The 18,420-nt window shown below is 73.3% G+C and carries 18 protein-coding genes; 5 read left to right on the top strand and 13 right to left on the bottom strand.

Annotation, left to right across the window (positions count from 1 at the left end; translation table 11 throughout):
• Nucleotides 1–164 precede the first annotated feature (164 nt).
• Nucleotides 165–554, bottom strand: coding sequence for a peptidase inhibitor family I36 protein (locus ACZ63H_RS17130; protein WP_469865751.1), 390 nt, complete (start codon nucleotides 552–554; stop codon nucleotides 165–167).
• Between the two features lie 251 nt (nucleotides 555–805).
• On the opposite strand from ACZ63H_RS17130, the gene ACZ63H_RS17125 reads away from it, so the two are divergent.
• The gene (locus ACZ63H_RS17125; RefSeq protein WP_469865749.1) at nucleotides 806–1,405 is read left to right on the top strand and encodes a DinB family protein; all 600 of its coding nucleotides are present in this window, start codon (nucleotides 806–808) and stop codon (nucleotides 1,403–1,405) included.
• 18 nt (nucleotides 1,406–1,423) lie between these two features.
• Here the strand turns inward: ACZ63H_RS17125 and metX are convergent, their stop codons facing one another.
• From metX to ACZ63H_RS17080, 9 genes are all read right to left on the bottom strand, one after another.
• Nucleotides 1,424–2,569, bottom strand: a complete 1,146-nt coding sequence (gene metX, locus ACZ63H_RS17120; protein WP_469865747.1) for a homoserine O-acetyltransferase MetX — start codon at nucleotides 2,567–2,569, stop codon at nucleotides 1,424–1,426.
• On the bottom strand, nucleotides 2,570–3,931 hold the full coding sequence (locus ACZ63H_RS17115; protein WP_469865745.1) for a bifunctional o-acetylhomoserine/o-acetylserine sulfhydrylase: 1,362 nt from the start codon (nucleotides 3,929–3,931) through the stop codon (nucleotides 2,570–2,572). It abuts the gene before it with no gap.
• Nucleotides 3,932–4,125: 194 nt separating this feature from the next.
• A complete protein-coding gene (locus tag ACZ63H_RS17110; protein ID WP_469865743.1) occupies nucleotides 4,126–5,010 on the bottom strand; it encodes a TauD/TfdA dioxygenase family protein in 885 nt (294 codons plus the stop codon).
• Nucleotides 5,011–5,042: 32 nt separating this feature from the next.
• Nucleotides 5,043–5,861 carry an ABC transporter ATP-binding protein gene (locus ACZ63H_RS17105; protein ID WP_469865741.1) on the bottom strand — a complete coding sequence of 273 codons (819 nt, stop codon included), beginning with the start codon at nucleotides 5,859–5,861 and terminating at the stop codon, nucleotides 5,043–5,045.
• Nucleotides 5,848–6,897 (bottom strand): taurine ABC transporter substrate-binding protein, encoded by a 1,050-nt coding sequence (locus ACZ63H_RS17100; protein WP_469865739.1) that lies wholly within the window; start codon nucleotides 6,895–6,897, stop codon nucleotides 5,848–5,850. The genes ACZ63H_RS17105 and ACZ63H_RS17100 overlap by 14 nt, the downstream gene beginning before the upstream one ends.
• 174 nt (nucleotides 6,898–7,071) lie before the next feature.
• On the bottom strand, nucleotides 7,072–7,947 hold the full coding sequence (locus ACZ63H_RS17095; protein WP_469865737.1) for an ABC transporter permease: 876 nt from the start codon (nucleotides 7,945–7,947) through the stop codon (nucleotides 7,072–7,074).
• 567 nt (nucleotides 7,948–8,514) lie between these two features.
• The gene (locus ACZ63H_RS17090) at nucleotides 8,515–9,564 is read right to left on the bottom strand and encodes a beta-ketoacyl-[acyl-carrier-protein] synthase family protein (protein WP_469865735.1); all 1,050 of its coding nucleotides are present in this window, start codon (nucleotides 9,562–9,564) and stop codon (nucleotides 8,515–8,517) included.
• 126 nt (nucleotides 9,565–9,690) lie between these two features.
• A complete protein-coding gene (locus tag ACZ63H_RS17085; RefSeq protein ID WP_469865733.1) occupies nucleotides 9,691–10,515 on the bottom strand; it encodes an MmyB family transcriptional regulator in 825 nt (274 codons plus the stop codon).
• A 514-nt stretch (nucleotides 10,516–11,029) separates the two neighbouring features.
• Entirely contained in the window at nucleotides 11,030–11,761 is a 732-nt protein-coding gene (locus tag ACZ63H_RS17080) for a DJ-1/PfpI family protein (RefSeq protein WP_469865731.1), read from the bottom strand.
• Nucleotides 11,762–11,964: 203 nt separating this feature from the next.
• On the opposite strand from ACZ63H_RS17080, the gene ACZ63H_RS17075 reads away from it, so the two are divergent.
• The 3 genes from ACZ63H_RS17075 (at nucleotide 11,965) to ACZ63H_RS17065 (ending at nucleotide 14,903) form a co-directional block, all read left to right on the top strand.
• Nucleotides 11,965–12,699, top strand: a complete 735-nt coding sequence (locus ACZ63H_RS17075) for a hypothetical protein (RefSeq protein WP_469865729.1) — start codon at nucleotides 11,965–11,967, stop codon at nucleotides 12,697–12,699.
• Nucleotides 12,700–12,881: 182 nt separating this feature from the next.
• Nucleotides 12,882–13,499 carry a sigma-70 family RNA polymerase sigma factor gene (locus ACZ63H_RS17070; RefSeq protein ID WP_469865727.1) on the top strand — a complete coding sequence of 206 codons (618 nt, stop codon included), beginning with the start codon at nucleotides 12,882–12,884 and terminating at the stop codon, nucleotides 13,497–13,499.
• 273 nt (nucleotides 13,500–13,772) lie between these two features.
• The gene (locus ACZ63H_RS17065) at nucleotides 13,773–14,903 is read left to right on the top strand and encodes an FAD-dependent oxidoreductase (RefSeq protein WP_469865725.1); all 1,131 of its coding nucleotides are present in this window, start codon (nucleotides 13,773–13,775) and stop codon (nucleotides 14,901–14,903) included.
• Between the two features lie 87 nt (nucleotides 14,904–14,990).
• Here the strand turns inward: ACZ63H_RS17065 and ACZ63H_RS17060 are convergent, their stop codons facing one another.
• Genes ACZ63H_RS17060 through ACZ63H_RS17050 form a run of 3 tightly spaced genes read right to left on the bottom strand, consistent with a single transcriptional unit; the run spans nucleotide 14,991 to nucleotide 17,427 of the window.
• Nucleotides 14,991–15,329, bottom strand: coding sequence for an STAS domain-containing protein (locus ACZ63H_RS17060; protein WP_469865723.1), 339 nt, complete (start codon nucleotides 15,327–15,329; stop codon nucleotides 14,991–14,993).
• Nucleotides 15,326–16,624 carry a PP2C family protein-serine/threonine phosphatase gene (locus ACZ63H_RS17055; protein ID WP_469865721.1) on the bottom strand — a complete coding sequence of 433 codons (1,299 nt, stop codon included), beginning with the start codon at nucleotides 16,622–16,624 and terminating at the stop codon, nucleotides 15,326–15,328. Before ACZ63H_RS17055 ends, ACZ63H_RS17060 begins: the two co-directional genes overlap by 4 nt.
• Nucleotides 16,624–17,427: an alpha/beta fold hydrolase gene (locus tag ACZ63H_RS17050; protein ID WP_469865719.1), complete on the bottom strand. Its 804-nt coding sequence runs from the start codon at nucleotides 17,425–17,427 to the stop codon at nucleotides 16,624–16,626. The genes ACZ63H_RS17055 and ACZ63H_RS17050 overlap by 1 nt, the downstream gene beginning before the upstream one ends.
• Nucleotides 17,428–17,814: 387 nt before the next feature.
• On the opposite strand from ACZ63H_RS17050, the gene ACZ63H_RS17045 reads away from it, so the two are divergent.
• Entirely contained in the window at nucleotides 17,815–18,312 is a 498-nt protein-coding gene (locus ACZ63H_RS17045) for a hemerythrin domain-containing protein (RefSeq protein WP_469865717.1), read from the top strand.
• Nucleotides 18,313–18,420 lie beyond the last annotated feature (108 nt).

Raw genomic sequence — 18,420 nt, 5'->3', positions numbered from 1 at the left:
ACCACACACCCCCAACCCACCCCCCCCCCCCCCCCCCCCCCCCCCACCCCCCCCCCCCCCCCCCCCCCCCCCCCCCCCCCCCCCCCCCCCCCCCCCCCCCCCCCCCCCCCGCGGCCGTACCCGGTGGACCGGGCCGCCTGGCCCGGTGCGGCGGTCTTGGGGGCCTACTGTTTCTTGAACGACCGGATCTGGTAGTTGCCCTGGAGGTTCCCCCCGTGGCCGGCGGCGGTGGATCCGACGCGCGCGTTGTAGTTGGTCTGCGTGTAGTACTGCACGCGGTGGCCGGTCCCGTTCCACAGGGACAGCACGTTCTTGCCGTTGCGGATGAACGAACACGCGTCGGCGGTGTTCGCGACCTTCTCCGTCGTCCACTGGCAGCGGGTGCCGCCGCCGTCCCAGCCGCTGTAGATGCAGAAGTGTCCCGGGTCGCAGCGGAAGGCCGCGGCGGCGGCGGTGCCGGCCGCGGCCGGGGCGGTGGCCGACGCGGCGGGGGCCGTGCCCAGGGCCGCCGCGAGGGCGAGGGAGGCGAGGGCGAGTGAAGTGACGGGGCGCATGGTGGTCGGTTCCTTCCCACTGGATTCGTCGCCGGTGTCCCCGGACGACGGCTGCCAGTGTCACGCGCGGTGAACGAAGGCCACCAGAGCGTGTGCGATGGCGCGCGAGGCGTCCCGGGCGGTCACATGGCGCCGCGGTGCGAGCCGAGTCCTCCGGCGGAGCCGGGGGAGCGTACGGACGAACGGCGCGCCCGGAGCATGCGCGGGCCGGTGCCGCCCCCGTTGTCAGTGCCGGATGGAAGAGTGCCGGCATGACCGAAGCGAACATGAAGACGGACCTCCTCCGATACCTGCGCGAGGCGCGACAGGCCCTGGTGTGGAAGCTCGACGGGCTCTCGGAGTACGACATCCGCCGCCCGCTGACCCCCACCGGAACGAACCTGCTGGGACTGGTCAAGCACGTCGCCGGCGTGGAACTGGGGTATTTCGGCGACGCGTTCGGACGCCCGTTCTTCGAGGGCGAGCCGCCGGCCTGGTGGTACACGCGGGAGACGGAACCCAACGCGGACATGTGGGCCACCGCGGACGAGTCACGGGAAGAGATCGTCGGACTGTACCGCCGGGCGTGGGAACACTCCGACAGCACGATCACGGCACTGGCGCTCGACGCGATCGGCCACGTCCCGTGGTGGCCTGAGGAACGACGCGAGGTGACGCTCCACCACACCCTGGTCCGCGTGCTGTGCGACACCCAGCGGCACGCCGGGCACGCCGACATCGTGCGCGAACTCGTCGACGGCTCCGTCGGGCACACACCGGGCAAGGACAGCCTGCCCCCGGGGGACCGGGCATGGTGGGAGGGCCACCGGAGCCGGCTGGAGCGCGCGGCGCGGGACGCGGCGAACCACTGACCGCGCGCGGCGCCGGACTCAGCCCAGCAGTTCGCGGACGAGCGCCGCCACCTGCCCGGCCTCGATCAGGAACCCGTCGTGCCCGTACGGCGACTCCACCAGCCTGAGCCGGTCGGCGCCCGGGATCAGCGCGGCCAGTTCCGCCTGCTGGGCCGGCGGGTAGAGGCGGTCGGAGTCCACCCCGGCGACCAGGGCGGGTGCGGTCACCCGCCGCAGGGCGGCCCGCACACCACCGCGGCCCCGGCCCACGTCATGGGCGTTCATCGCCTCGGTGAGGACGACGTAACTCGCCGCGTCGAAACGCCGTACCAGCTTGGCCGCGTGATGGTCGAGATACGACTGCACCTGGTAGCGCCCGCCGCGCCACGGGTCCTCCCCGCCCTGCGGCAGACGGCCGAAGCGGACCTGGAGCTCCGGCTCGCTGCGGTAGGTGACGTGGGCCAGGCCGCGGGCCAGCTCCAGCCCCGCGTGCGGCCCTCGGCCGGTGTCGTGGTAGTCACCCCCCTGCCAGTACGGATCGGCGCGGATGGCCCGTACCTGGACGTGCGCCCAGGCGATCTGCTCCGCGCTCGCCGCCGCCGTCGTCGCGAGCAGCAGCAGCGCGCCCGTCCGCGCCGGGTACGACACCGCCCACTCCACGGCCCGCATCCCGCCCATCGAGCCGCCGACGACCAGCGCCCACCGGTCGATCCCCAGCGCGTCCGCGAGGCCGGCCTCCGCGGCCACCTGGTCGCGCGGGGTCAGGAACGGGAACGACCCGCCCCACGACCGCCCGCCGCCGGGACGCCGGGAGGCCGGCCCCGTGCTGCCCTGGCAGCCGCCGAGCACGTTCGGTGCCACGACGAACCAGCGGTCGGTGTCCAGCGCCCGGCCCGGACCGATCAGGGCGTCCCACCAGCCGGGGGTCGGGTGCCCGGGACCGGCCGGGCCGGCGACGTGGCTGTCCCCGGTGAGCGCGTGCAGCACCAGGACGGCGTTGGAACGGTCCGGCGCGAGCGTCCCCCAGGTCTCGAACGCGAGCCGCGCGCCCGGCAGTTCACCACCCGCCTCCAGCGGCAGCGGCTTCTCGGCGTCGTACCACCGGCGCCGGCCGGGCGGGTCCCCCTCCCGCCAGGCCCCGGTGGCCGGCGGGAGGGGCGCCTCGGCAGCGGCGACGGCGTGCACCTACGCGCCCTTGGCCGCGCGGAAACCGGCCTCCAGGTCCGCCTTCAGGTCGGCCAGGGCCTCGATGCCCACCGACAGGCGCACCAGCCCCGGCGCGGTCCCGGTCGCCTCCAGCTGCTCCTCGTCCAGCTGGCTGTGCGTGGTGGACGCCGGGTGGATGATCAGGCTGCGCACGTCACCGATGTTGGCGAGGTGACTGAACAACTCCACGCCGTCCACGAACCGTTGGCCCGCCTCGACACCGCCGCGCAGCTCGAAGGAGACGATCGCGCCGGCACCGCGCGGCAGGTATTTCCGCCCGGCCTCGTACCACGCGCTGGACGGCAGACCCGGGTAGTGGACGGCGGCGACCTCGTCGCGCTGCTCCAGCCACTCGGCGAGCGCCTGCGCGTTGGCCGTGTGCCGCTCGATCCGCAGGCTCAGCGTCTCCACACCCTGCAGCAGCAGGAACGCGGAGTGCGGGGACAGCGCCGGGCCGAGGTCGCGCAGCAACTGCACCCGCAGCTTGACCGCGTAGGCACCGGGGCCGAGCGCCGGCCAGTACCGCAGCCCGTGGTAGCTCGGGTCCGGCTCGGTGAAGTCCGGGAACCTGTCGGCGTGCGCCCCGAAGTCGAACGTACCGCCGTCCACGACCACGCCCGCGATGGCGGTGCCGTGGCCGCCGAGGAACTTCGTGGCCGAGTGCACGACGATGTCCGCGCCGTGCTCCAGCGGCCGGAGCAGGTACGGCGTCGGAACCGTGTTGTCCACGATCAGCGGAACGCCCGCCGCGTGCGCCACGTCGGCCACCGCCCGCACGTCGAGCACGTTGCCGCGCGGGTTGCCCAGCGACTCCGCGAACAGCGCCTTGGTGTTCGGCCGGATCGCCGCGCGCCACGCCTCCGCGTCGTCCGGGTCGTCCACGAAGGACACCTCGATGCCGAACCGGGGCAGCGTGTGGCGGAACAGGTTGTAGGTGCCGCCGTAGAGGGAGGTGCTGGAGACGATGTGGTCGCCGGCGCTTGCCAGGGTGAGGAGGGCCAGCGTCTCCGCCGCCTGCCCGGAGGACAGCGCCACGGCCGCCACACCGCCCTCCAGGGCGGCCAGCCGCTGCTCCAGGACGTCCTGGGTGGGGTTGTGGATGCGGGTGTAGATGTTGCCGGGCTCGGCCAGCGAGAACAGGTCGGCGGCGTGCCGGGTGTCCCGGAACACGAACGACGTGGTCTGGTAGATCGGCGTGGCGCGGGCACCGGTGACGGGGTCGGGCGCGGCACCGGCGTGGACCTGCTTGGTCTCGAAGGACCAGGCCGGTGTGTCGGGACCGGCGGACGGCTCCCCGGGGGTGTGGCCGGCGGTGACGGACTCGGGGGACTGGCTGCTCATGGTGCTCCTCGTGCGGGAGAGCGGCGCTGAGTTGCGACGAGGTAAGCACGGCCGGCCCCCCTCGAACAGGGCGATACGCCACCGCGCAACGAGGACTTCACAAACGACATCCGCGCGCAACGACCGTCCGCGCACACGGCCGGGGGAGCGGACGTCTGTGCGGGAGGCCGCGGCCGGTCCTCCCGCACCCGCCATCAGCGGCGCACGGCCGCCGGGCCGGCCGGTGTGTCACCGCGCAGCGTGATGCGGTGCATGACACGGTGCCGGTCGCCGTAGTCCCGGTTGGCGTAGTGGGCCGTGCTGCGGTTGTCCCACAGGGCGACGTCCCCCGGCTGCCAGCGGTGCCGTACGACGTGCTCGGGCTTGGTGAGGTGGGCGTAGAGGATGTCGAGGATGCCCCGGCTCTCGTGCTCCGAGACGCCCACGATGTGCGAGGTGAAGCCGGGGTTCACGAACAGCCCCTTGCGGCCGCTCTCGGGGTGGACGCGCACCACCGGGTGCTCCACGGGCCTCAGTTCGGTGAACACCTCGCCCTCCCACAGGTTGCCGCGGCCGCCCCGGCGCTGGGCCAGGTAGTACCCGAACTCGCGCGTGCCGTCGTGGACGGCGGTCAGCGTGTCGACGAAGTCCCGCAGACCCGGCGAGAGCGACTCGTAGGCCAGCTGGCTGTCGGCCCAGTTGGTGTCCCCGCCGCTCGGCGGCAGCACCACGGCCCGCAGCACGGAGATCGCCGGGGGGCGCCGTACGAACGTCACGTCCGTGTGCCAGACGTCGGCGAACCCGTTGTCCTGGCTGTCCAGCGAGTACACCTCGGGCGCCACGTCACCGGAGTCGTGGACCGGATGCCCGGCGGTGACCTCGCCCAGCCGCCGGCCGAACTCGATCTGCGCGGCGTCGTCCAGGCCGTGCTGACCGCGCACGAAGAGCACCTTGTACGCCACCAGCGCCTCGCGCAGCGCGAGGACCTGGTCGTCGTCGAGGCGGCCGAGGTCGATGCCGTGGATCTCGGCGCCGAAGCGCGGGCCGAGCTCGGTGACCGGCAGCCGCGCCGGGGCGGGCCGCTCGCTGAGAAGGCTCATCTGTGTGTCCTTTCCGGATCGTGGGTACGGGGTCAGGCCGCGGCGGCGGCCTTGACGGCGTGGGACACCCGCGCGCGCAGTTCCGCGAACTCGGCCGAGCCGCGCAGCTCTTCGGCGTCGACGCCGTCGCGGGGCAGCGGGATGGGGAGGTCCAGGGCCACGGTGCCCGGGCTCTTGGTCAGCACGACGATGCGCGAGCCGAGGAACACCGCCTCGTCCGCCGAGTGCGTGACGAACACCGTGGTACGGCCGGTCCGCTCGGTCACCTGGCGGACGTCCTCCTGGAGCCGTTCCCGGGTCAGCGCGTCCAGCGCCGCGAAGGGTTCGTCCAGCAGCAGGAGGGGGTTCTCGGCGGCGAGGGCCCGGGCGATGGCGACGCGTTGCTGCTGGCCGCCGGAGATCTCCCAGACCCGGCGGTCCTCGACCCCCGTGAGGCCCACGCGGGCCAGCAACTCCGCCCTGCGTTCGGGACGCCGGGCGCGTTCGACGCCCGCGTAGCGCAGCGCCAGGTCGATGTTGCCCCGCACGGTCCGCCAGGGGAACAGACGTGGTGTCTGGAAGACCACCCCGGCGGCCACCCCGGGCCGCGGTGCGGCACCGTGGACACGCACCGAGCCGTGCGTGGGCCGCTCGAACCCGGCGACGAGCCGCAGCAGCGTGCTCTTCCCGCACCCGGAGGCGCCCACCAGGACCAGGAACTGCCCGGCGGGGACGGTCAGATCGACGGGTCCCACGGCGGTGAAGGACTCGCCGCCCCGGCCGTACCGGTGGACGACCTTGTCGAGGTGGACGGCCCCGGCGCCTACGGCGTCGCTCTCCCGCGCGGTCGCGGTGACATCACTTGAGGACATCGGGCAGCCCCTTGAGATAGAACGCCTCGCGGACGACGTCCTCGGCCGGCGCGGCGTCGATCTGTTGCTGGTCGGCCAGGAAACGCGCGGTGTCGGTGACGTAGGTGAGCAGCTTGCCGGGGCGGTGGTCGGTGCCCAGCCAGTCGGGGGACGCCACCTGCTCGGGGGTGAGGAACACCCCCTGCTTGAGCTGGGCTTTCGCATCGGCCGCGCTGATGCCGAGTTCGGCCGCGACGGCCGCGACCGAGCCGTCGGGGTCGGACTTGAGCAGGCGCAGCGCCCGGGCCTGAGCCGTGCGCCAGGCGTCGATGGCCCGCGGGTCCCTGGCGATGAGGTCGTCCGAGACCACCGCCAGGTCGAGTGTCGGCTTGCCCGCCGCGCCTATCTCCTTGCTGCTGGTGAGCTGGGTGCCGCTCGTGCGCAGCTCGTCCAGGGTGGGCAGCCACACATAGGCGGCGTCGATGTCGCCCCGCTGCCAGGCGGCGAGGATGGCCTGCGGCTGCAGATCGACGAGCTTGACGTCGGAGCCCTTCAGCCCGGCCGCCCGCAGGGCCGCCAGCAGGCTGTAGTGCGAGGTCGAGGCGAACGGGGTGGCGACGGTCCTTCCCCTGAGACCGGCGACGTCGGAGATCCCGCTGCCCTTGCGCGCGACGAGGGCCTCGTTCTCCCCGGCGACGTCCAGCACCCACGCGACCTTGTACGGGATCGGCGAGGTGCCCGAGATGCCGCGGGCGAAGGGGCTGGAGCCCAGCGCCGCGATGTCGAGCGACTTGCCGAGGAAGGCCTGGTTCACGGCGGCCCCGGAGTCGAACTTGATCCAGGTGACGCGGTAGTCCGGCAGCTCCTTCTCCAGCAGCTTCCCGTTCTTCACGAGCAGGTCGCCGCTCGGGAAGGCGAAGTAGCCGATGCGCAGCCGCCGGGAGCCGCCCGATGTCGAGGTCTCACCGGACGAGCAGCCGGTGACGGCCGCCGAGACGGCGGCGAGGGCACCGGCCAGCAGGAGCCGACGGGAAGCGCCTTGGGGCACACGGGACATGACAGAGCCGTTTCTGTGCTGGGTGCGGGGACGGAAGGGGGGTGCCCGGCCGAAGGTCTGCGCACGGTGCCGGGGCGGGCCGTACGCCGACGCGGCCGGGCGGAGGAAGAGAGGAGGAGGAAGAGAGGGGGAGGAGAAGAAGAGGAGGGCCGGCCGGCTGGTGCTGCGTGCGTGCTACGCGCGTCCGCGCCACGGCACGACGGCGCGTTCCAGCCGCAGCAGCAGGCCGTCGATCACCAGGCCGGAGACGCCGATGGTGATGATGCCGACCAGCACCACGGGGGTGTTGTTGTAGTTGGCGGCGTCCTTGACCATGCCGCCGATGCCGGGCAGCCCGTTGACCAGCTCGGCGGCCACCAGGGAGGAGTAGGCCACGCCCACGGCGAGCCGGACGCCGGTGAGCGTCTCGGGCAGCGCGGACGGGACCACGACGTCCGTGACCACGTTCCACCGCGAGGCGCCGAGGGCACGAGCGGCCTCGATCAGACTCCTCGGCACGGCCGCGACCGCCGTGGTGGTCGACACCGCCACGGGCGGGAAGGCGGCCACCGCCAGCAGGGTGACCTTGGGTTCCTCGTTGATGCCGAGCCAGATGACGAGCAGGGAGAAGTACGCCAGCGGCGGCAGCGTGCGCAGGAAGGTGATCCAGGGCTCGAACAACGCGCGCAGCCAGCCGACGGTGCCCATGAGCAGCCCGAACAGCACCCCGAAGGCGACACCGACCCCGGCGCCGATCGCGATGCGGCGCAGACTGATGCCCAGGTGCTCGACGAGATACGTGCCGTTGTACCCGCGTACTCCGTGGTGTGTCGTGGACACGTTGGCGAACGCGTCCCACACCTTGGCCGGCGGCGGGACCAGGGTCTCGCTCCAGGTGCCGCTCGCCGCCAGCAGCTGCCACAGCACGAGGAAGACGAGAAGCGAGCCGAACGGCAGCAGCACGGGGCGGACACGGGCCCACAGGCGCCGGGCCGGGAAGGACCGTCCGGGCGGCGGATCGGTGGGCGGTGCGGTGGTGCCGGGTTCGGACAGTGGGGGAGTCGTGGACACGGGCGTCCTCCATGGGACGCCGGGGAGGAACGGCCTCAGCGGCGGAGGGCAGCGGTCGGCCCCGGCGTGGGTGATGCTGAACGATGCGGACGGAGCACCCCGGCAGGGCGCGACAAGGACCCTCGTCAGGGAGACGTCAGAGGACGACGAGGGATGCGGGAACAGGCCGGCTCAGCAACAACACGAGCCCGGGCGTCGGCACAGGTCGATGACCAGACGTCGCACCAGGGACTCGGAGATCATGAGGCGTATTTCTACAGCAGACGCGGCCCCCGACCAAGGGCCGTCCACTTCCTGGAACGCGGCCGCTCACGGACCGGGCACTCGCGCCTTCGGGCCCTCGTCGGACAAGGGCCCGCCCGGCGGCGCGCGGACGCGGTCGCCGGGCGGGGAACAGCCGCTGGGCCGGGAGGCGGCGGGACGGGAGGGCCGTGGACCGGAGCGGGTCGCGGGGCGGCGGCTTCGTCGCGCGCCGCGCCCGTGTGACGAGCGCGGGCCCGCCTGCGCCGGTGTCCCGGCCGCGGCGCCCCCACCGGCTCGCGCCGGGCCCTCACCGTCGGCGCACGCCTACCGGTGCGTCCATGTGCCGTGGAGCGCGGTGACGGAGAAGCCCGGCCCGTAGGCGACCGCCAGCGCGGGCGTGCCGTCGGCGGGAGGCTGCTCGTGGGTGCGTTCGAGGACGCGCAGGACGGACACGCCGCCGAGGTTGCCTTCTTCGGACAGGGTGTCGAGCGAGTGGCGCGCGTCGTCCTCGCCGAGGCCGAGGGCGGTGGCGGTGTCCATGATGATCGGCTTGGACCCGGGATGGATGACGGGGACGTCGGCCGGGCGGCCGTCGAGCCAGTCGAGGACGGCGGGCATGACGTGCCGGGCTCCGCCGGTGGCCTGCTTCGTGGAGTCGAAGTGCAGGCCGTCCGGGCCGATGCGGCCGGCGTACATGGTGAGGCTGTCGGGCAGGACGTACTCGAACAGGCCGTCCGCCGTGACGGACAGGCCCGGCCCGAGCGGCTCGCTGCTCACGACGGTGGCCGCCCCGCTGTCCCCGAACAGCGCCTTGTAGATCATGTGCTCGATCTTCGTGTCGTGGTGGTTGTAGGCGGTGGAGAGGACTTCCGCGGCGACCACGAGGACACGGGAGCCCGGGTGCAGGAGCGCTTGTTCGGCGGCACGGATGAGGGCGTGGGCGCCCCCGGCGCAGGCCGCGGTGGTGAGGGCGGCGCGCCGGACGGTCGGGCGCAGACCGAGCCGGTGGACGAGATGGACGTCGAGATTGGGAACGGCCCAGCCGGTGGCGTGGGTGGTGATGATGCCGGTGATGTCGGCCGGGCGCAGTCCGTACCGGTCGAGGGTGGCGCGGGCCGCGGTCTCGGCCATCGACAGCCCGTCGGCGAAGGCCCGGGTGACGCGTTCGCCCACGTCGGCGGTTCCGGAGATGGTGTCCGCGGTGAGCGGCTGGGTGAAGTACCGGCTGTCGACACCGCAGTTGTCGAGGACCCGGAGGATCGCGCGGAGACGGGGATGGTCGGGGTGGTGGGCGCGGATGTCGTCGGCTATCTCGCCGGTCGTGATCTTGTGCGGGGCGAGGACGGTGGTCGGACGGGCGATGTGTGCAGGCATGTGGTCCCCCCTGGACGTACGTTGACCTGATCGGGTCAACGTACGGCAAAGTTGGCGCGATCGTTTCCCTCGGTCGTCGCGCTTATGGTCCCGCAGTGCCTGTCATACCGGAACAAAGCCTTGCGTTCACCCCATTGTTCGAGCCTGCAGCATGGGAGGGCGTGCGGCTTTGTGCCGGGGGCCCGGCCGGAAAATGAGGATCATGAATCGTGACCCGGGTGCGGTGAGCGGCTGTGCCACGCACATCGTCACCCAGCCCCGCCCGTGGACCGCGTGCCGGATGGGGCGCTCGTCGCCGTCGGGGTGGATGCTGGTGCCGCCCGCGTCGTAGAGGGGGCGGGAGACGGGATCGGCGAGCACGTCGGCTTCGATGTGCAGCAGTGTCTTGTCGTCGGGACGCTGCGCCAGCGCGGTCCGCAGCTGGGGCATGACGAGCGGCGCCCAGGCGGTGGCCCAGTCGGTGAGCTGGTCGCGGCCGTCGACGAGCATCCACCGCATGGTGTTGGCGGGGGCCCGCCCGCGGTCGAAGAGCTGGTGGAAGTGGTCGTTGCAGGTGATGAGGTTCCAACTGGCGTCGGTCACATAGGCCATGCCCTGCACGGCGTGGACGGCGTCGGCCCAGGCGGCGGGCACGGCGTGCCCCGAGGTGTCGTACAGCGGGCCGGGCGGGTCCTCGCCGCGGGCGTACCGGCACAAGGAGATCCATTCCTGCTCGTTCATGCCGTACAGCCGCGCGATGTCGCGGAGCAGGTCGACCGGCGCGTTCGGGTAGTTGCCGGATTCCAGGCGCTGGTAGGTGCGATCGGCGCAACCGAGGAGTTCGTCGACATGGTGCTGGGCGAGGCCGGGGGCGCGGCGGCCTCTGCCGGTGGGCCGGGGAAAGCCGTGGGTTTCAGGGGATATCTGGGCACGACGGTCTTTGAGGAGTTTGTTGAGCGCTTGCTTGTTCACTGCGGATTTGTCCCCCGGGACCGGTTGTCGAGTGGCAGCCAGTCTAATTACTGTCACGGGGTTTTGTTGTAAAAGATCTGCCGTAGATATTGGCTGGTTGTGTCATGCATGCTCGGTGCTGCGCGGGCGCCGGCCGGCAAGTCCGACGGCTGGTGATCGCGTGCATCACCCCCTCGCGGATACCGGCCGTCAACTGGTCTACTCCCCCCGGCTGGTATCCGCGCGAGGAGGCCGGTGACGGACGTGTGGCGGAGCACGCTTCCGGATGCTGGTGCCGTGCCGTCGCAACTCCCGAACGGGTCGGCACCAGCGACCGGACGCAGGTTCGGTGCCGCGCTCCCGGACCTGCCGCGCTGTGGCCGGTGCCCTCCCGCCCCACCCCAGGGGCCTTGGCACCGGCCGCCGTCCTCCTCACCGCCGCCCGGCCCGTACGGGGCGTGGCCGCCGCCCCCTGGCTCCGGAACCGGGGCGTGCGGACGTGCCACGACTCCCGCCGGTGAGCGCGGAGCCGCCGCTATCGGGGCGCCTGCCAGACGGTCCCGCGAGCCTCGTACTCCAGCATCGCCTCCACACCGGTCGCGGCATCCGACCCGAGTTCGCGTTTGACCAGCCAAAGGCCCAGCTCCAGGCCCGAGGTGATGCCCGCGGCGGTGACGAGATCGCCGTCGTCCACCACGCGGGCGTCCTTGACCGAGCCACCCTGCTCCGCGAGGTACGCCTTCGCGCCGTGATGGGTGGTGCAGGGGCGCCCCCTGGTCAGACCGGCCGCGGACAGCAGCACCGCGCCCGTGCAGAGCGAACTGATCGTCAGCCCCTCGCGGGGAGCCGCGGCGAGCGCTCGCGGGAGGGTGCCGTCGTCGACCTCGGCCCAGACCCCCGGACCGTCGCGGCGTGTGTAGCCACCGCCGGGCACCACGATCACATCCGCCTCCCGCGGGGCCCAGCGGTGCCTCACCTGGATCCCCGTGCCGTACCCGCAGCGGATCAGCCGGGGCCGTCCGGTGGTGACGTACCGGACCTCGACCCCGTTGGCGCTGTGCATCGCGGCGGCCGAGAAGACCTCGTAGGGAGCGACGCAGTCCAGTTCCTCGACACCGTCGAACACCACGATGTCGACGCGCAGCGGACCCGTCCGCCGGGGCGCGGCAGCGGCCCCGGTCCCCGAGGCCGCTGCCGTCAGTGCCCCGGCCCCCAAGGTCGCCGCTCCCGCCGCTGTCGTCCGGCGGAGAAAGTCTCTGCGTTCCATCGATGCGCCTCCTTTGTGTGCCGTAAGTGGCTTTCGAAGCGGCACACGGTTTCCGTGAACCGCCCGTGGAACATTCGTCGTTGGGGAAAGCGATCGAGTTCCCGCCCGGGGCGGTGCGGTGTGGTGCGGCACGGGCCGGACGGCGAGGGCGCTCGCGTACCCCCCTGCGGCACGTGGGGCCCGGACTGCGAGGATGAGGCGCCATGACCGCCGGGTGGTGTTGTCGCGCACTCAGGGCCGCCGTGTTCGCGGCCGTCTGCGTGCTGCTCGCCTCCCTGGGCCACGTCGTGATGTCCGGGACCGCGGTGCCCTGGTGGGCCATGGCCGCGGGTACCGGGCTGACCGCCGGCGCGGCCTGGCTGCCGGCCGGCCGGGAGCGCGGACCGCTCACCGTCGGCTCCCTCGTGCTCGCCGCCCAGACCGTGCTCCACGCGTCGTTCTCGCTCGTCCAGGCCGTCGCGGACCCCGGGGCCCCGGGCGACGGCTCGCTCGCCCGGCGCTGGCTGGGCCACCTGCTGTGCCGTATGCCGGCGGACCCCGGCGGCGAGCACGGTGCCCTGCCGGGGTCCATGGGCCCCATGGATCACGCGAGGGGCGCCCGGCACTCCATGGGGCCCATGGACCACATGGCGGCCGCGCCCCCTGTGGACCACGGCATGGCGGGCATGTCCTCGACCGGCATGCTCACCGCCCACCTGCTGGCCGCGCTGCTGTGCGGTCTGTGGCTCGCCCACGGTGAACGCGCCGCGTTCCGCATCCTGCGGGTCCTCGCCGGCTGGCTCGCCGCTCCGCTGCGCCTGCTCCTCCGGCTGCCCGTGCCGCCGTACCGGCCACGCGTGCGCGCCCGGCGGGGCCGCTCGGACGGCACGCTCCGGCGGCTCCTCCTCACCCGCGCGATCACTTCCCGGGGGCCGCCCGCGGGGGCCGCTGTCGCCTGACGACAGCCGGATTCCCGAGGCCGTACGCACGACGGGAGCCGCCGGCTCCCCGCCTCGGGCCTCGGCCGCGCACCTCCGCGCCCGGCCGTTCCCCCTTCACCGGTTCCGCTCCGCCGCCCGCGCCGTCCCGTGCGCGCCCGGCGCGGAGCCCGGTTCCGGACATCCCGAGAAGGAGACAGCAGGTGCTCACTCCTGCCCTGACCGCGCCACGCGAAGAAGCGGAGAAAGGCCCGGGCGACGACGCGATCACCGCCTGGGCGCTCGCCGCCCGCGGTGGCGACCCCGACGCCGTCGACCGCTTCGTCCGCGCGCTGCACCGGGACGTCCACCGCTACGTGACGTTCCTCGGAGCCGACCCCCACAGCGCCGACGACCTGACCCAGGACACGTTCCTGCGGGCACTCGGCGGCCTGCACCGCTTCGAAGGCCGCTCCTCGGCCCGCACCTGGCTGCTGTCCATCGCCCGGCGCGCGGTGATCGACAGCTTCCGCCACAGCTCCACCCGCCCCCGGCTGTCCGACACCGGCGACTGGCAGTCGGCCGCCGAACGCGCCCAGCCGCGCGGTCTGCCCGGCTTCGACGACGGCATCGCCCTCGCCGATCTGCTGGACACGCTTCCCGACGACCGCCGCGAGGCGTTCGTGCTCACCCAGCTGGTCGGGCTTCCCTACGCCGAGGCGGCCGGTGTCAGCGGCTGCCCGGTGGGCACCGTGCGCTCACGGGTGGCGCGCGCCCGCGCCGCACTGATCGAGTGGCTGCGGGACGCCGAACGCTGCGCGTCCCTTCGCACCGCCGCCTGACATCCCCCCACGGCCGCCGCCCGGTTCGGGCACCACCCCGGGCGGCGGCCCCCGGCGGAGTCCGCCGCGTAGCCGCTCCGGCTCACCGGTGTCGGGTGACTGTCGGCGGTGGTCGGTCGTCTGTCGGTGCTTTGTCGGTGGCCGACGGGACATTGGCATCGGCCGGCGCCCTCCCACGGCACCGGCTCGCACCGTCCCGGCTCGGCGCGGCGGCGTTCCCGGCGTGCCGCCGGGCGTCCCCGCGGCGATTCCACGCTCAGGAAGGAACTTCTCATGACCACGGACATCACCATCATCGGCGCCGGTCTCGGCGGCCTCGCGCTCGCCCGTGTCCTGCACGTCCACGGCATGGCGGCCACGGTCTACGAGGCGGAGCCCTCCCCGGCCGCGCGTGCGCAGGGCGGGATGCTCGACATCCACGACTACAACGGCCAGCTCGCCCTGGAGGAGGCCGGGTTGATGCAGGAGTTCCGCGGCCTGGTCCTGGAGGGCCGCCAGGCGATGCGGTTCCTCGCCCCGGACGGGACCGTCCTGTTCGACAAGGCCGACGACGGCACCGGCGGCCGGCCCGAGGTGCAGCGCGGCGACCTGCGCCGGATGCTGCTCGACTCGCTCCCGCCCGGCACCGTCCGGTGGGGACACAAGGTGAGCGGCGCCCGCGCCCTCGGCGCGGGCCGCCACGAGGTGACGTTCGCCGACGGCGGCACCGTGGTCACCACCCTGCTGGTCGGCGCGGACGGCGCCTGGTCACGCGTCCGGCCGCTGCTGTCCGCCGCCACCCCCCGGTACACCGGCAAGTCGGTCGTCGAGACGTACCTCTACGACGCCGGCACCCGCCACCCCGCCGCGGCGAAGGCGGTCGGCGGCGGTTCGATGATCGCGCACACACCGGGCAGGGAGATCTTCGCCCACCGGGAAAAGGACGACACCCTGCACGCCTACCTCGGACTGTCCGAGCCGCGGGACTGGTTCGCCGCCATCGACTTCACCGACGCCGCCGCGGCCACCGCGCGGATCGCCGCGGAGTTCGACGGCTGGGCACCCGAGCTCACCGCACTGATCACCGACAGCGACACCGCGCCCGTCCTGCGCCCCCTCCACGCCCTGCCCACCGGGCACCGGTGGGACCGGGTGCCAGGAGTGACCCTGATCGGCGACGCCGCCCATCTGACGGCCCCGAACGGCGAAGGCGCCAACCTGGCCCTGCTCGACGGCGCCGAACTCGGCAAGGCCCTCGCCGCGCACCCCGACGACACCGAGGCCGCGCTCACCGCGTACGAGCGGGCCATGTTCCCGCGCAGCGCCGAGGCCGCCGCCTTCGAGGGGGCGACCGCGCACGGCGCCGACTCCGACACCGCCGCGGTCCACGACCTGATCCTCGCGCTGACCCAGCGGGTGTCGTAGCCCGCCCCCCGGCGGGTCCGGCACGCGACCACCGCCGTGCACCCGCCCGCCCATGTCCCGCGGGAACCGGTCGGGCGGCGCGGGCGGTCAGGGGCGGGTGGCGGTCGCCCGGTCGGGGTGGAGCGGGAAGATCTGGTCCAGGCCGACGATGCCGAGCACGCGCAGGGTGTGGGCGGGAACCGCGGCGAGGGCGATGTCCGCGCCGGCGGCGTGCGCGTGGGTGCGGGCGGCGAGCAGGGCGGTGATGCCGCTGGAGTCGCAGAACCGCATCCCGGCCAGGTCCAGGACCAGGCGCTGGCCCGGCGACAGGGAGAGGGCGGCGAGCCGCGCGCGCAGCTCGGGGGCGTTGGTGTAGTCGAGTTCGCCGGTGATCTCCAGAACGGGACCGGTCGTGGCGTCGCGAGGGGTGATGTGCAGGGGGCTCATGCGGGGTTGCTCGTCGTCGTGCGGGGGGCGGGGAGGGCGGGGGCGCCGAGGGCGAGCAGGGCGGTGTCGTCGTCGAGCCCGTCGCCGAAGTCGTCCAGCAGGCGGGTCAGGGCCTGGACGACGGCGTGGGGTGCTCTGCCGGCGAGGCCGGTGGCGAAGGCGAGCAGGCCGTCGTCGCCGTAGAGAGCGGTGCGGTCCGCGCCGGTACGGGCCTCGGTGAGGCCGTCGGTGTAGAGCAGCAGCGTGTCACCGGGGGCGAGGGTGGTGGCGGCGGTGGTGAAGCGGGCCTCGGGCAGGATGCCGACGAGGAGGCCGCCGGGAGTGGGCAGGTAGCCGGCCGTGCCGTCGCCGCGCAGGACGAGGACCGGCGGATGCCCGCCCGAGGCCAGGTGCACGGCTATCCGCCCGGTCGCCGGGTCGGCTTCGAGGGTGCCGAAGACGGCGGTGCAGTAGCGCGGGTCGCCACCCGCGGCGTAACGCTCGTGGAGCACCTTGTTGAGCGTGGTCAGGGCGGACACCGGGTCGGGGTCGTGCAGGGCGGCGGCGCGCAGGGTGTAGCGGGTCAGCGAGGTCAGCGCGGCGGCCTCGGGACCCTTGCCGCACACGTCGCCGAGGAAGAAGGCGAACCGTTTGCCGTCGACGGGGAAGACGTCGTAGAAGTCGCCGCCGAGCCGGTCCGGGGAGGCGGTGTGGTAGTGGGCGGCCGTCTCCACTCCGCGCATCCGCGGCAGGCTGTCGGGCAGCAGCGACTGCTGGAGCACGGCGAGGGCGTCCTGCAGCCGGGCGCGGTCGGCCTCCGCCTGCCTGCGTGCCGCCTCGGCCTCCCTCCGGCCGCGCAGGAGCTCCTCCTCGTAGGCGCGGCGGTCGCGGGCGTCGAAGACGGTGGTGCGGATCAGCAGGGGCTCGCCGGTGCCGGTCTCCTTGACCACGGAGGAGACCAGCACCGGTATCCGGCCGCCGCCGGCCTGTCTGATCTCCAGGGCTATGCCGCTGATCTCGCCCCGCATCCGCAGCAGGGGAGCGAAGTGCGTCTCGTGGTACAGCTTGCCGCCGACGGTCAGCAGGTCGGTGAACCGCATGCGGCCCACCACCTTCGCCCGGTCCAGGCCGAGCCAGTCCAGCAGCGTGGCGTTGATCTTGGCGATGGTGCCGTCCATCAGCGTGGACAGGTATCCGCACGGCGCGGACTCGTACAGTTCCTCGGCACTGTCCTCCAGCAACGCGGCGAACGCGGCGTCCGCGCTGCCCTCGTCGTCGGCGTCGTGCGGGTCGGGTTGCCGCTCGGCACGGCTCATCACCGCAGGCCCGCCAGGAACTCCGTGATCGCTTCGTTGGTGGCCTCGGGCGCGGACAGGTGCGGGCAGTGCCCGGTCGCGTCGAGGGTGACCAGGCTCGCACCGGGGACCGCCTGGTGGACGAAGGCCCCGACCTCCCGGGGCGCGATGACGTCCTGGGCGCACTCCAGCACCAGCGTCGGCACGCGCACGCCCTTCAGGTCGTCCCGCGAGTCGGACAGGAACGTCGTGCGGGCGAAGACGCGCGCCATGTCCGGGTCGGTGGCGCAGAAGCTGTTCTTCAGCTCCTCGCCGAGTTCGGGCCGCTCCGCGTTGCCCATGATCACCGGTGCCATCGCCGCCGACCAGCCCAGGTAGTTCGACTCGAGCGACTCCAGCAGCTCGTCGATGTCCTCGGAGCTGAACCCGCCCCGGTAGCCCTCGTCGTCGATGTACCGCGGTGACGGGGCGACCATCACGAGGGCGCCGATGCGTTCCGGTGCCGTACCGGCGGCCAGCACCCCGATCATCGCGCTGACCGAATGCCCGACGAACACCGCGTCCCGCAGGTCCAGCGCCTCGCACACCTCCACCACGTCGCGGGCGTACCCGTCCAGAGAGCCGTACCGCTCCTCCGAGAACGCGGACGGGTCCGCGCGCCCCGAGCCGACGTAGTCGAACAGCACGACCCGGTAGTCCCGCACCAGCGCAGGCACCGTCAACCGCCACATGTTCTGGTCGCAGCCGAACCCATGGGCCAGCACCACCGCGCGCCCCCGGGGATTGCCCGTGACGGTGACGTTGTTCCTGCGAGCGATATCCATCAAGCCAGTCTGTCAGGTGCCACCGACCACTCCGGCACTCCACCGGACCGCCGCCGCGGGCGGGCGCGGGAGACCCGGCGGTCTACCCCGAGTCCGCCGATCCACACCCGGGAGTTCTCCCCGGCGGACCGGGCGATCGCACCGCTGTTCCCCGGCCTCCCGCGGGAGCACGCCGCGGCCGGTGATTTCGGACACGGGATCCGGCGGCGGCCCCGGAGAGCGGCTTCGGCGTCACCGGCGGTATCGCCGCCGCGGAGTTGCGGGCCGCGTCCTGAGCCATCCGGGGGGCCCTGACCCACACACCGGCCGCTGCGACGCCTGACCTGCGAGGACCGGGGTATCCGCGAGAGCGGGCCGTCATCCCCTCGAAAGCACTAAGGAGCCACCGTGTCGTCCACCGACGTCGTCGAGCTGATCCTCCAGGACCACCGGCGCATGGAAGATCTCTTCCGCACCCTGCGCAATGCCGAAGCCGACCGCGCGGCCGCCCTCGAAGAGTTCGCCGATCTGCTCATCGCCCACGCCTCGGCCGAGGAGGACGAGGTCTATCCGGCCCTGCGGCGGTACAAGAACGTCGACGGTGAGGACGTCGATCACAGCGTGCACGAGCACCATGAGGCCAACGAGGCCCTGCTCGCCCTGCTCGAAGTCGGGGATCCCGCCTCCGACGAGTGGGACGAGAAGCTGGAAGAGCTGGTCACCGCGGTCAATCACCACGCCGACGAGGAAGAGCGGACCCTGCTCAACGACGCGCGGGAGAACGTCGCCGACGACCGCCGCGCCCAGCTGGGCGCGGCGTTCCGCGAGGCGCGCGCGAAGTACCTGGAAGACGGCTGCGGCAGCATCGAGAACGTGCGCAAGCTGGTGGCCGCCGCCGGCGAGTGAAGCACGGACACGGAGCGGCGCGCCGGGGGGTTTCCGGGGGGCGCTCTGCCGTTGGAGGGGCCCCTCCCCCACAGGGGAGAGGGGGTCCCGCCCGTGTCCCCCCGCGAC

Source organism: Streptomyces sp. NPDC104831, assembly GCF_055583025.1.
The sequence above is the reverse complement of the archived record's forward strand: the minus strand, read 5'-3'. Positions and strand labels throughout refer to the sequence as shown.

Bases quoted from the DNA above. Each gene is read 5' to 3' on its own strand.
- ACZ63H_RS17130 (WP_469865751.1), bottom strand. From the start codon at position 554: ATGCGCCCCGTCACTTCACTCGCCCTCGCCTCCCTCGCCCTCGCGGCG.
- ACZ63H_RS17125 (WP_469865749.1), top strand. From the start codon at position 806: ATGACCGAAGCGAACATGAAGACGGACCTCCTCCGATACCTGCGCGAG.
- ACZ63H_RS17115 (WP_469865745.1), bottom strand. From the start codon at position 3,931: ATGAGCAGCCAGTCCCCCGAGTCCGTCACCGCCGGCCACACCCCCGGG.
- ACZ63H_RS17110 (WP_469865743.1), bottom strand. From the start codon at position 5,010: ATGAGCCTTCTCAGCGAGCGGCCCGCCCCGGCGCGGCTGCCGGTCACC.
- ACZ63H_RS17105 (WP_469865741.1), bottom strand. From the start codon at position 5,861: ATGTCCTCAAGTGATGTCACCGCGACCGCGCGGGAGAGCGACGCCGTA.
- ACZ63H_RS17100 (WP_469865739.1), bottom strand. From the start codon at position 6,897: ATGTCCCGTGTGCCCCAAGGCGCTTCCCGTCGGCTCCTGCTGGCCGGT.
- ACZ63H_RS17090 (WP_469865735.1), bottom strand. From the start codon at position 9,564: ATGCCTGCACACATCGCCCGTCCGACCACCGTCCTCGCCCCGCACAAG.
- ACZ63H_RS17080 (WP_469865731.1), bottom strand. From the start codon at position 11,761: ATGGAACGCAGAGACTTTCTCCGCCGGACGACAGCGGCGGGAGCGGCG.
- ACZ63H_RS17075 (WP_469865729.1), top strand. From the start codon at position 11,965: ATGACCGCCGGGTGGTGTTGTCGCGCACTCAGGGCCGCCGTGTTCGCG.
- ACZ63H_RS17065 (WP_469865725.1), top strand. From the start codon at position 13,773: ATGACCACGGACATCACCATCATCGGCGCCGGTCTCGGCGGCCTCGCG.
- ACZ63H_RS17060 (WP_469865723.1), bottom strand. From the start codon at position 15,329: ATGAGCCCCCTGCACATCACCCCTCGCGACGCCACGACCGGTCCCGTT.
- ACZ63H_RS17055 (WP_469865721.1), bottom strand. From the start codon at position 16,624: ATGAGCCGTGCCGAGCGGCAACCCGACCCGCACGACGCCGACGACGAG.
- ACZ63H_RS17050 (WP_469865719.1), bottom strand. From the start codon at position 17,427: ATGGATATCGCTCGCAGGAACAACGTCACCGTCACGGGCAATCCCCGG.